At 62.2% G+C, this 11,846-nt stretch carries 12 protein-coding genes; 7 read left to right on the plus strand and 5 right to left on the minus strand.

Translation table 11 applies throughout. From position 1 onward, the window contains the following. The first annotated feature begins 65 nt into the window (after positions 1–65). Together NW830_RS08240 and NW830_RS08245 are read left to right on the plus strand one after the other, a co-directional pair. Positions 66–1,871, plus strand: coding sequence for a mechanosensitive ion channel family protein (locus tag NW830_RS08240; RefSeq protein ID WP_414361707.1), 1,806 nt, complete (start codon positions 66–68; stop codon positions 1,869–1,871). A gap of 11 nt (positions 1,872–1,882) precedes the next feature. Next, positions 1,883–2,536, plus strand: coding sequence for a DUF721 domain-containing protein (locus NW830_RS08245; protein ID WP_414361706.1), 654 nt, complete (start codon positions 1,883–1,885; stop codon positions 2,534–2,536). On the opposite strand, the gene NW830_RS08250 is transcribed toward NW830_RS08245, so the two are convergent. Both NW830_RS08250 and NW830_RS08255 read right to left on the minus strand, forming a co-directional pair. After that, positions 2,506–3,357 carry a prepilin peptidase gene (locus NW830_RS08250; protein ID WP_414361704.1) on the minus strand — a complete coding sequence of 284 codons (852 nt, stop codon included), beginning with the start codon at positions 3,355–3,357 and terminating at the stop codon, positions 2,506–2,508. The genes NW830_RS08245 and NW830_RS08250 overlap by 31 nt on opposite strands. Before the next feature lie 68 nt (positions 3,358–3,425). Continuing rightward, the gene (locus NW830_RS08255; protein ID WP_414361702.1) at positions 3,426–3,626 is read right to left on the minus strand and encodes a hypothetical protein; all 201 of its coding nucleotides are present in this window, start codon (positions 3,624–3,626) and stop codon (positions 3,426–3,428) included. 320 nt (positions 3,627–3,946) lie between these two features. Here NW830_RS08255 and NW830_RS08260 point away from each other — a divergent pair, with 320 nt between their 5' ends. The 3 genes from NW830_RS08260 (at position 3,947) to NW830_RS08270 (ending at position 6,597) form a co-directional block, all read left to right on the plus strand. Beyond that, the gene (locus tag NW830_RS08260) at positions 3,947–6,199 is read left to right on the plus strand and encodes a ComEC/Rec2 family competence protein (protein ID WP_414361700.1); all 2,253 of its coding nucleotides are present in this window, start codon (positions 3,947–3,949) and stop codon (positions 6,197–6,199) included. 96 nt (positions 6,200–6,295) lie between these two features. Further along, positions 6,296–6,385 carry a cytochrome b6-f complex subunit PetN gene (locus NW830_RS08265; protein ID WP_414361698.1) on the plus strand — a complete coding sequence of 30 codons (90 nt, stop codon included), beginning with the start codon at positions 6,296–6,298 and terminating at the stop codon, positions 6,383–6,385. A 59-nt stretch (positions 6,386–6,444) separates the two neighbouring features. After that, positions 6,445–6,597: a hypothetical protein gene (locus tag NW830_RS08270; RefSeq protein ID WP_414361696.1), complete on the plus strand. Its 153-nt coding sequence runs from the start codon at positions 6,445–6,447 to the stop codon at positions 6,595–6,597. Here NW830_RS08270 and NW830_RS08275 read toward each other — a convergent pair whose 3' ends face one another. The 3 genes from NW830_RS08275 to NW830_RS08285 form a co-directional block, all read right to left on the minus strand. Next, positions 6,598–7,011 carry a DUF309 domain-containing protein gene (locus NW830_RS08275; protein WP_414361694.1) on the minus strand — a complete coding sequence of 138 codons (414 nt, stop codon included), beginning with the start codon at positions 7,009–7,011 and terminating at the stop codon, positions 6,598–6,600. It abuts the gene before it with no gap. A 4-nt stretch (positions 7,012–7,015) separates the two neighbouring features. Continuing rightward, a complete protein-coding gene (locus tag NW830_RS08280; RefSeq protein WP_414404662.1) occupies positions 7,016–9,535 on the minus strand; it encodes a GAF domain-containing protein in 2,520 nt (839 codons plus the stop codon). Positions 9,536–9,658: 123 nt separating this feature from the next. Beyond that, the gene (locus NW830_RS08285) at positions 9,659–10,477 is read right to left on the minus strand and encodes a TatD family hydrolase (RefSeq protein ID WP_414361691.1); all 819 of its coding nucleotides are present in this window, start codon (positions 10,475–10,477) and stop codon (positions 9,659–9,661) included. Positions 10,478–10,639: 162 nt separating this feature from the next. On the opposite strand from NW830_RS08285, the gene NW830_RS08290 reads away from it, so the two are divergent. Together NW830_RS08290 and NW830_RS08295 are read left to right on the plus strand one after the other, a co-directional pair. Then, the gene (locus NW830_RS08290; protein ID WP_414361690.1) at positions 10,640–11,230 is read left to right on the plus strand and encodes a thioredoxin family protein; all 591 of its coding nucleotides are present in this window, start codon (positions 10,640–10,642) and stop codon (positions 11,228–11,230) included. 391 nt (positions 11,231–11,621) lie between these two features. Then, a complete protein-coding gene (locus tag NW830_RS08295) occupies positions 11,622–11,825 on the plus strand; it encodes a hypothetical protein (protein ID WP_414404663.1) in 204 nt (67 codons plus the stop codon). The last annotated feature ends 21 nt before the right edge of the window (positions 11,826–11,846 follow it).

The following is an 11,846-nucleotide window of genomic DNA, read 5'->3' on the forward strand; positions in this document are numbered from 1 at the left end:
CTCCCTTGGGATCTGCTTGTGCCACCATAGGCATACCGCCAAGCCTCCCCGGGATCTCTGCAACCATGGGTGTTTGTCTCCGCCGCGCCATTCGAGAGTCCATCCTCCTGAAGGGAGCTGTGCTAGGGCTGACGGTGGGGATCGGTCTCTGGCTTTCCCCTGCCGTCTCTGCCCCCCTTGAGGGCCGCCTGGCTCAGGCCCTCGAGCTACAGACTCCTGGCCTTGCCCCTGAGGGATCCCCCCCTCCGATCCCGTTGACTGGCCAAGAGGGCACAGAAGTCTTGGTGGGGAAGGTCCCCGTGTTTCGCCTGCAGACGGCAGAGTACCCCAGTGACGTGCGGGCCGATAACGTGCGGGCCATCATCGAGCGCTTTTTAGAAGAAGGCCAGTTGCCAGAGCCAGAGGTGCGGGTGGCCCAGGAGGCCAATGGGCAGTACGTCCTCCGTCTGGGAGAAAGAGGCCGCTTTGAGGCCACCCAACGGTATTTGTTTACTGTCACCTATGCCGATGCGGCTGCCGAGCGCAGGATACCGCTGGGCCAGGTGAGCCTCAACGATGTGCGTCTGGTGGCCAACAGTTGGGCACGACGGCTGGAACAAGCCATTGCCGAGTACCGGCAGGATCGGCTGGATCTGCAGCGGACGCGGGATCCGCGCGTGCTGCTGTTCACTCTCCTAGCTGGGCTGGCCACTTTGGCGCTGGGGTTCTTTCTCTGGCGGCTGTTTGACCGCAGCCTTGTCCGCCTGCAGAGGTGGCTAGAGCTCCGGGCCGACCCAGGCTGGGGCAGCTGGATTGACGTGGGAGGATCCCTGCTGCGCAGCCTGGGGGCAATGCTGATTGCCGGCATCTCGCTGGATCGCGGCATCAGCTTCATACCCCCCCTGCGACCCTTTCAGCGGGCTTTTTACGCGCGCCTGGAGCAGGTGGTGGACACGGCGCTGGGCGTTCTCACCCAACCGCTGCCCAATTCCAATGTTTCCATCGCTAGCCTGTTGGTTTTCTTTGTCCTGGCCGCTCTGGTTTTTACGGTTGCCCACTACATCAGCGTTGGCTTGAAGCGGCGACTATTAGGTCGCCTTGGGCTAGACTTGGGCACCCAGGAGTCGACGGCGGCCATCTTCAAATACGTCCTCACTCTCTTTGGGATCCTGCTGGTGCTGCCCTTTAGTGGCCTCAACCTCAGCTCCTTAGCTGTGATTGCGGGGGCGGTGGGCTTGGGCATTGGCTTTGGCCTGCAAAACCTTTCCAACAACTACATTAGCTACCTCGCCATCCTCCTGGAGCGCCCCATCCAGATTGGGGATCTCGTCGAAGTGGATAACTTGCTGGGCACGGTGGAGCACATTGGCCCGCGGGCAACTGTCCTGCGCACCTTGGATCGCATCTTTGTGATTGTGCCCAACTCCCGCTTCACCGAGTCGAAGGTGGTGAACTGGAGCTACCGGGATCCCCGCTGCCGCATCCACATTCCCGTAGGTGTAGCCTATGGCTCCGATACGGCCGTGGTTACCGAAGCCCTCCTTGCGGTTGCTAGAGGGAATCCGCGGGTTCTGACCAACCCGCCTCCGCAGGTGTGGCTTAGATCTTTTGGGCCCTCTTCCCTTAACTTTGAGCTGCTGGTGTGGATCAACCGTCCTCAGGATCAATTTGTCTTGATTAGCGAGCTCAACTTTGCCATTGAGGCAGAGTTTCGGCGGCGTGGGATCCGCATCCCCTTCCCCCAGCAAGATATCCACATCCGCAGCTTGGAAGGACTAGTTTCCCTCAGCCCCAATGGCGGATCCCGTTCTCTACCTGATGCCGCTTCCATCCAGTCGGCCCTCAGCGAAGCAGCCCAGTTCCTGGAAGACAAAAGCGGCCTTTCCGATTAGGGCAAGACCCCATGCTGCAAAGCCTAGAGCATGTGTTGGCAAGTTTCAGCGCTCACCCCCTTTGGGCCGAGCTTAGCCAAATGCAGACCCTGCGGCAGATCTGGCCGGAAGTGGTGGGAGAAGCGGTAGCCGCGCAAACCCATCCCGTCAACCTGCGCCGTCAGGTGCTGCAGGTGGCCACCTCTACCCCCGCTTGGGCTCAGAACCTCACCTTGCAGCGCCAACTGATTCTTAAGAAACTCAACAGCCGCCTGCCCTCTCCCCTCACTGATATCCGCTTTAGCCCCGCTGCTTGGCATGCCAGATCTGGCTTGGCTAACTCTTTTGCTGCCGATGCGGAGCTGGTGGACAAGTTCTACCCCCTTTCCCCTGCACCGCCAAAGCGGCCTGCTGCCCCTTGCTGCTCTGGCTTACCTCCCTCTTCTGAGGAGGTCAAAGCTGCCTTTGAGCGCTGGGCTCAGCGAGTGAAACAGCACCAGACCCAGCAAAACCTGTTCCCCTGCCCTGCCTGCGGCTGCCCCACCCCTGCCGCCGAGCTGGAGCGTTGGTTTGTCTGTGGGTTTTGCCATCGCCAGTCCTTGCGCAGGCCCGGCCCTCCCTACCGCGACTGGCAGGAGCTGAATAGGCGTTCCCCCTACTCCAGCAACCCCGACCAGCGCAGGTAGGCTTCGACCAGCGGGGAGCCTGCCAAGGCAGCCACAGCTCCGCCTAGAGCCAAGTAGGGTCCAAAGGGGACGGGTTTGCCCAGGCGGGCCTTTCCTTTGGCCAGGGCCAGCAAGTTAGCCAGCAAGCCCAACCCCGAACCCACTAGGAGGGTCACCCCCACCCCCTGCCAGCCCAGCCACATACCAATCAGGGCAAGCAACTTGCCATCTCCTCCGCCTAGGGCTTCCCGCCGCAAAACCTGGCGGGCCACCAAGCCAATACCCTCCAACAGCCAAATGCCGAGCACCGCGCCAGCAATCCCGGCCACCACTGACCAGCCCATGGCCGCCAGGGATCCCGACCCTTCCAACCAGGGCAGGAGCAAGCGGGCCAGCAGCCCCGCCACCAAGCCGGAGCGGGTGAGCGCTTCCGGCAGCAGAAACGTATCTAGGTCAACCAGGGCCAGCGCCAGCAGCCAGCTCAACAAGACACAGGTGAGGATCCCGCGGGGGGAAAACCCTAAGATGGCGATGCTGAGGCCAAACAGCCCCAGGGTCAAGGCCTCAACGGCAGGGTAGCGCCAGGCAATGGGATCCCCGCAGTGGCGGCAGCGACCCCGCAGCAGGAACCAACCCAGGAGGGGGAGGTTTTCCGTGGGGCTCAGGGGGGTCTTGCAGTGGGGACAATGGGATCCGGGATAGAGCAGAGAGAGACCCCGCGGCAGGCGGTAGACCACCACGTTGATAAAGCTGCCCACACAGGCCCCCAGGACCAACACCAGCACCCAACCCAGCAGACGCAGTTCCCAGGGGCTGTTCGTGTCGACGTTGCTCAGCCACATTGCGCAAGCGCTGCCTAGCAGCGCAGAAGGTTGAGCAGGGCAGCCAAAGCAAGGGTAGCCCTTCTGCCTCACTGCAGCGACTCCAGCTGCTGCAGGGGGATGAAGGTTTCTTGGGGTAGCAGAATGGGAAACTCAGAAAAGATCAGATCCCCTCGCAGGGTACGGCGGTGGATGACCACACCCCGCGGTGGCTGCTCCACCACCTCTGGTCGGTGCTGAAGATGAAGCTGGTAGATCTGGCGAGCTGCTTGCAGCAAAGTGCTGTCCATGTGCGCTTCCCCACCTTGCGAAGCCCACTATCACCCTAACGACATTCCCAAATGGGATGGAACAGAGGGGAGCGGATCCGCCTCCCCTCGCAGTAGCCTCAACTCTAGGATATCGCCCTCACGAGCCAGTGGGCCATCTTTCGCAAAACTGGCAAGAGGAAGTTTGCGGGCTAGGGATTGGGGGGTGCGTTGCCCCTCTGCCGGGAGAAGGCGGCTGGTGGCAATTGTCTTGCGGGGTTGGCAAGCGTTCAAGGTTAAGACAACGCCATGGATCCCACCTGAGCGCAACAGTAGAGTGGGAGCAAGGGCGCTGAAAGGGGATGGAGAAAACCTATCTGCTGGGGCTGGGCTGGATCCTAGGCCTGTTGCTGCGGGCCTGGCCAGCAGTAGGGGGCTGGGGGTGGGGGATCCCGCTGGCGTTGGGATTGGCGGGATCCCTGCTGTGGCGGCGGCAACGGCGTTTGGCCCGCACCTGGCTGGCGATGGGGCTGGTGGGGTGTCTAGCCTGGACCTACCTGGGCTGGCGACAGCCGGTTCCCGGCCCGACGGATATCAGCCTGCTGGCCCCACAGCCGCAGATGAGTCTGGTGGGCACCGTTCTTTCAGAACCCCGTCCCACCCGCAGCGAGCGGCGGCAGTTTTGGCTTGAGGCGGAGCAGGTGTTGGAGCCCAACTCCACCGCTCGCCAGGTGAGCGGCAAGCTCTACGTCACTGCCAGCCCTGAAGCTCTCCCAAGCCAGGATCTCCATCCCAGCCAGCGGGTGCGCCTGACGGGATCTCTCTACCTCCCCAGTCCCGCCCTAAACCCAGGCAGCTTTGATTTTCAGGCCTATCTGCAGCGCCAGGGGGCTTTTGCGGGGTTCAGCGCCCGCGAGGTCATCCCGCAGCCAGGAGGAAGAGGCTGGGGAGGTTGGGTGGTGCGGCGGCGGGTGCGGGAGGCGTTCATTGCCGGGCTGGGGGAGCGGCAGGGGAACCTCTTGGCTTCCTTGGTGCTGGGATCCCGCGCTGCGCAATTGGATTTTGATTTGCAGGATGCCTTTCGGGAAGTCGGTCTGGCCCACGTCCTGGCGGCCTCTGGGTTTCACGTGTCCCTGGTGGTGGGGGTGGTGTTTGTCCTAACGCGACGGCTGCCGGTGCGCCTGCAGCAAGGGATCCTCCTGGCGGTCTTGGGGCTTTACCTCACCTTGACGGGGTTTACGCCTTCGGTGTTGCGGGCGGCAGTGATGGGGGTGGCGGCCATGCTGGTGCTGACGGAGCCCAGACTGGAAGGAAAAGTTAGGCTTGACCCCCTGGGGACGCTGCTGGTGGCGGCAGTTTTGCTCTTGATCTACCAGCCCCTGTGGATTACGGACTTGGGGTTTCAGCTTAGCTTTGCTGCCACCCTGGGACTGCTGGTGGGGACGGCGCCGATCGTGTCCCGGCTGGACTTCTTGCCGCCGGCGGTGGCTACCGCTCTGGCCGTTCCGCTGGCCGCCCAGATCTGGACCCTGCCGCTACAGGTGGTTATCTTTGGCCGCATCCCCACCTACTCGCTGCTGGCCAACCCGCTGCTATTGCTTCTAGTGGTGCCGCTGCTGGTGGCAGGGTTTGGGGCGGCCTTGGTGGCCTTAATCTGGCCGGGGCTGGGATCCCTGCTGGCCCGGCCCTTGACGTTTTTGCTCACCCCCTTGATTAACTGGGTGAGCTGGATGGCCAGCTGGCCCCTAAGCTCCTACTACACCGGCAGGGTCTCGTTGCTGCAGTGCCTGCTCCTCTACGGGGCGCTGGTGGCCCTGACCTTTTGGCCCCGCTGGCGGCGGGCTTTCCGCTGGCAGGGCACTGCTCTGGTTATGGCCGCCATCCTGCTGGGGCCAAGGCTGTGGCCGGGGCCGCCAGTTCAAATCACGGCTTTGGCCAGTGGCCGTATCCCCATCCTGGCCATCCAAGCCGAAGGACGCCACCTCTTACTGAACAGCGGCGATCCCCGCTTGGCCGAGCGTACGGTGCTCCCTTTTTTGCGGCAACAGGGCCTGCGCCGTCTGGAGGGGGCGGTGGCCATGACCTCTGCCGGCTCGGCCAATGGGGGCTGGGAGATCCTGCTTTCAGCTTTCTCCATCGGGCAGTTCTGGGACGGGGGCGGCGTCAATGCCGCCTCGGACAGCTACCTGCGCTCTCTTAGCGCCGTGCAAGCTGCCGGGATCCCCTATCAAGTCTTGCGGCCTGCGGATTGGATCCCTTTTTCGGAGCGGCTCAAGCTGCAGGCTGTCCACACCAACCCTCTGGTGTTGACCCTGGAGGCGGAGGGATCCCGTTGGCTGCTCTTGGGATCCGCCGGCACCAACGTCCAGGCTGAGCTAACCGGATCCCCCCTGCTGCCGGCCCAGATCGACTGGCTGTGGTGGGATGGGGGATCCATAATCTTGGACTTGCTGGAGCGCTTTCAGGTGCAGGCAGGCATCAGCTCCGGCCCTGTTGGCGAGGCAGTAGCCACCTGGTTTCGGCAAAAGCAGCGGCCCCTCTACATTGCCGAGCGCGTTGGAGCGGTAACCTGGTCGCCCCGGGGCGTGCAAACCTTGAGGGCGCAAGATCTCTAGCTCCTCCCCCCCAGTCGGGCTCGAGGGGGGAGGCGGGGGGATCCCATCCCCTAAAATGGGATTACCTCGATGGACTCTCTTTGCTGAGCTAGAGCTATGGACATCATTACCCTTGGCTGGGTTGCCGTTGCTGCTTTCTTTGCCCTTTCCATTGCCTTTGTGGTCTGGGGCCGTAACGGCATGTAGGGGATCCCGCCTGGCCCTGTTGTTGCTAAAGGACTTCCTCCTGCTCTATGGAACTTGACTTGTCCTGGGTTGTCCGCCTTGCCTACGGCAGCATCTTTTTGCTCTTGCTGGCTGTAACGCTGGGGGTTGGCTACATCACCTTTGTTGACTGGCGGGATCGGCGGCGGCGCCACGAGGCAGAACGGCAAGCTCGTCGCTCCAAGCGGCGGTAGCTACTGGGGTTCTGGGAGATTCCAAGAAGCCTCGCGATCGGGCCTGTCGTCAACGGTTCTCAGGACAGGAGGGGCCACCCAGGGCAAGGGATCCTCAGGCTGGAGGCAAAAGAGCTCTTGCAGGAGACTCTGGTTGGCTTCCCAGAGAGCCTGCAGGTTGTAGCCGGCGTAGGTGGGCAGAAAATCGGCCAGCTTGCGGTTGGCCTCCCCCAGCAGGATCATGCAGCCGCGGCGGTTGCCGTTTTGCAGGTGGTAGTAGGCCACGGCGGTTTGCAACAGCCCCTGGTAGAAGCGCCGCTCCGGATCCACCGCTTCCATCCACAGCGCCTCCAGGGTGTCGTGGCAGGCGTAGAACTCCCCCCGGTTGAATTGCCCAACGGCCAGTTGCAGGGCTTCTGGGTGGCCATCGCTCATGGGTCTAGGCACAGTTGCGACTCAGGGGCGGCTGCTGCAGGGATCCCTGCGGCAACAGCAGGGTAAAGCAGGTCTTGCCGTGGCCGCTTTCTACCCAGACGCAGCCTCCCAGCCGCTGCATCCACTGCTTGACCAAAGCCAGCCCCAGGCCGGTGCCGCCCCGCTTCCAGGGATCCCCGCTGGGGATGCGGTAGAACTTCTCGAAGATGCGCTCCCACTCGCTGCGGGGGATCTCCACCCCCTCGTTGATGACCCGAATTTGCACCTGGTCGGCGCTGAGGCGGCCCGCCGTCACCGTGATGCGGTGGTGAGGCGGGGTGTACTTGCAGGCGTTGTTGACCAGCTCCTGCACCACCCGCTCCAGACCCAGCTGATCCGTCACTATCTTGCCCACCTTCGGGTCAATCTGCCACCGCAACTGTTGCTGATTGGCCTGGGCCCGCTGCACAAAGGGCTGGAGCACAGTGGGCAGCCAGGCGGCCAGGGACACTTCTTCAAGATGAAGGGGTTTGGATCCCTGCTCCAGCCGCTGCAGATCCAGCAGATCGTTGACCAATTCCGCCTCGCGCTCGCACTCCTGCTCCAGGATTTGCAAGTATTGCTCCCGTTTTTGCGGGGTGCGGGCCAGCTTCAGCAGTTGGATGGCCATTTTCATGTTGGTGATGGGGGTGCGCAGCTCGTGGGAGACGGTGCTTAAAAAATCATCTTTGAGGCGGTTGAGGCGTTCCAGCTCACTGATTTGCTGCACCGAGGCCTGGTAGAGACGGGCCTGGCGGATGGCGATGGCACAGTGATCCGCCACCTGCTGCACTACCCGCACCTCCAGCTCATCAAAGCACTCGTCTGCCGGCTTCACTAGCCAGAGATCCCCCACCAACCCCTGGCCATCCCGCAGCGGACATACCAAGAGGGTTAGCCCTTCCCGCCGCGGGATCCAGCTTTGCCCCGACAAATGGCACAGTTGCGCCGCTTGCCCCCTTTGCAGTTGCCGGTAGAGATCCGGGTAGTCGGCTAGGGTTAGAGTGATCCCGCCGGCGGGCGGCAGGGCGGCGGTGTATTCGTAGCGCACCGTGGCCTGGCCGGCCTCCAGATCGTAGAGACAGAGATCGCAGCCTTGGATGGGCAGCCCTAGGGCCAACTCCCGCACCACTGCCCGCAGGATCTGGGCTTCGTCCAGGGTGGTGCGCACCTGGTCGGTAACCCGCTGCAGGAGGGCGTCCATTGCTAGAGAGCGCTGCAGGGCCGCGGTCCGCTCCTGCACCTCCTGCTCCAGACGGGCGTTGAGATCTTGCAACTGGCGGTAGAGCTGGTTTTGCGTGATCGAGAGGGCCAGGTGCACGGCAGCGCGGCTGACGAGCTCCAGGTCAGAGGCCGACCACGCCTTGGGCTCGTCAATTTTCAGCTCCCGCCAGGCGGCAAAAGAGATCAAGGGCAGTTGTTGACGGGGATCCTCCCAACCTTCCCCTTGGGCGGGCCAGCGGTAGCCGGCCCAGTGGGTCTCTTGGCAGATGGCGCCACGAAACACGCTCAGCCAGCCCACCACCTGCTCGTTCCAAAGCAGCGGTACCGCCAGCAGCCCGCGGATGGGCGTCTGCTGCACCTCTAACTGCAGTTCTGGCCACTTGTCCAGTTGCGAAAGCGACCAGGTTCTCACCCCGTTCCCTGCCGACTTGCCTCTTCCCACCTGCTCCTGCAGCCAGGCGTCGTATCCTGCCGGCGGCTGGCTCCCATAGCAGTGGAGAGTCTCCAAGCCCAGGAACTGGAGGCGCAGCCGTGCCCCGATCCCTTGGAGCTGGGCGGTAAGCTGCTCCAGGACGGTGCTCAGGGTGGTTTCGGGGTGAAGCGGCGAGTACACCAGCGCCGCAATTTGGTTAATCAAGCGTTCCTGCTGCGCCTTCTGCCGCGCCTGCTCCAGCAACTCCGCCTGGGCAATGGCAATCGACACCTGATCCGCCACCAACTGCACCACCTGCAGCTCCTCAGCAGAGTAGGAGCGCGGCTCGGCGTGGTGGGAGACCAAGAGCCCCCACAATTGCTGGTGATGCAGGAGGGGCACCACCAGGGAAGAGGCCACCCCCATGCACTTGAGGTAATGGGCATGGCAGGGATCCACCGGCCGCTGCGGCACCTCTCCCAGAGGCAAAGGCTGGGCCTGGGCAAAGCGGCCCAGGGGCTCCGGCTGGCTGAGGGAGCGGGTCTGGCTCTCCACATCCACGATGACCCGCACCTGGGCCAGGCGAAACAGCTGCCGCGCTTGCTCAGGAATATCCCCCGCCGGAAAAGACAAACCCAGGAGAGAGGGCAGCCGCCCCGGCTGGCGCGCTTCCGCCACCACCGTTCCATGACCTTCCGGGTCGAAGCGGTACACCTTGACCCGATCCGTGCCCAAAAAGGCCCGCACCTCCTCTACGGTTGCCCTCAGGATCTGATCCAGCTCCAAAGATTGCCGGATCTGGTGGGTAATGCGGTTGATGAGGACATCCCGGCTGGTGCAGGCTGCAGGGGCCAAGTTTTCCGTAGCCATCTCTACATAAAGGAGCAAAAGTATTGGAAGCTACACTCCCTCTTTCACGATAGCGCCCCCTGCCGGGAAGTTACAGAGCCGCAAGGGAAAAGCTTAAAGAATTCAAAAGTTCTCCACTCTCCTTCACAAAGGAAGCTGGGGTAGGCGGAAGAGGCGGGCGGCATTTTGGCTGGTCTGTTGGGCCAGGTCTTCCAAGGGGATCTGCAACAGCTCCGCCAGAGTTTGGGCTACCCGCTGCACGTAGGCCGGCTCGTTGCGCTTGCCGCGGAAGGGGGTGGGGGCCAAAAAAGGGCAATCGGTTTCCACCAAAAGTTGGGACAGGGGCACCTCCAAGGCCGACCGGCGCACCGTCTCGGCGTTCTTGAAGGTCACGATGCCGCTAAAGCTGATGAAGCAGCCCAGCTCCACAAAGAGCCGCGTCTCCTCCGGGGATCCACTCCAGCAGTGCATCACCACCCGCAGCGGCCCCCCGGTGGCCAGGGCCTCCTTGAGGAGTTCGTAGGTGGCTGCTGCCGCCTCACGGCAATGGACGATTAGGGCCAAATCCTGCTCCTGGGCAATGGCAATGTGGGCACGGAAGGAGGCTTGTTGCCGCTCGATATCCGCCGGGTCGGACTTGTAAAAATCTAAGCCCGTCTCCCCGATGGCCACCACCCGCGTGTCGCTGGCGGCCAACTGGGCGATCTTTTCGGCCAGATCCGGCTGCCACTGGCGCGCCTCCAAAGGGTGCAGCCCCACCGACAAAAAGACTTCGGGGTACTGGTTGGCAATGGCCTGCAGCTGGGGAAACTCTGCTGGCGTTACACAGGAGTGCACCAGGTGCCGGATCCCGGCCTGGCGCCAGCGCTCGGCCACCTGGGGCAGATCTTCTGCAAAGTCGGGATAGTTCAAGTGGACGTGGGTGTCCACTAGGGGAGCAGCGGACAAGACGGTGGGGCTCAAGGCTTAGCTCCTGGACAAAGTGCTACGGACTTCATCCAAATTGTAAAGGCTGTTCCCGGCCTACTTGGGATCCTCAAGTTACTGGCGCGATCCCCTGGTGAGGTTTTCTGGGGAGGGGGATGAGCCATGATGATTAAGGAAACCTTACGCTGGAGGTTTGCTATGGCCCGTACTCCCTCGACCATGCTACCTTTGGGCACCCCGGCCCCAGACTTCAGCCTGCCGGATGTGGTAACTGGACAAACCATTTCCCTCTCCACCTTTGCCGACAAGCCCGCTTTGCTAGTGATGTTCATCTGCCAGCACTGCCCCTATGTGAAGCATGTGCAAGAAGAGCTGGCCCGTATTGGCAGAGATTACAAGGACCGCGGCGTCGGCATTGTAGCCATTAGCGCCAACGACGTGGAGAATTACCCCGAGGACAGCCCCGAGAACTTGAAGAAAATGGCCGAGACCTTGGGCTTTACCTTCCCCTTCTGCTACGACGAAACCCAAGAGGTGGCCAAGGCCTTCAGGGCTGCTTGCACCCCTGACTTTTTCTTGTTCGATGCAGAGCGCAAGCTGGTGTACCGGGGCCAACTGGATGACAGCCGTCCCAGCCTGACGGATGTGCCAGTCACCGGCAAAGATCTGCGGGCAGCCCTGGATAACCTGCTAGCAGGCAAGCCCATCGATCCCAACCAAAAGCCCAGCCTCGGCTGCAACATCAAGTGGAAGCCCGGCAACGAGCCTGACTACTTCAAGCAAGCCTAAGCCTCCCGCAGGGCGGATCCCGAGCTTCCCGGAGAGCTGCTGCCGCGGTCACCCCATCTTCGCCCTGGCGCATAGGCTCGCAGGCAACCCCCCTTGCGGGGGGTTGCTCCTCCTTGCTTGTTTCCGCCAGATCGTGTACAAAAAACGTAGAAATCGCTTACGTGATATCCCGGAGCACTTGCTAAACTCGTTAGAAGTACGGAGAAAACAGCATGCAGGCCCCTCTCGACTTAACCCTAGATTACCGGACTTACCGCTTGGCAATGGTGCTGAGCGAGAACCTCTCCCTGGGGAAACTGCGGAGGGTTTCTCTAAAGTGGCAGGACAAGGCTCCTGCTGCAGATAAGGCTCAAGCGTCCCTGAAGTAAGTAAAGCCCAAACGGAGACAGCCATGAATACCCCCGGTATCCAGGAAGTAGTTGCGCAAGTGTTTCAGAGTAGCTTCCTCAGCCTAGAGCAAGAGAGCCTCATCAACGAACTGCTTTTGCAGGGACGTTACTCGGAGGCCGACCTAGAAATTCTGGATCAGTTGACCCTGGCGCTGCTTAGCCAAAAGGTTGCAGTGGAAAAGCCAATCTCGGCTTCTGCGGCCTAGCCACTCAAAATCTGGCCCTGG

Source organism: Synechococcus sp. OH30 (genome assembly GCF_047462175.1).
In the GTDB taxonomy this organism is placed as follows: Bacteria; Cyanobacteriota; Cyanobacteriia; order Thermostichales; family Thermostichaceae; genus Thermostichus.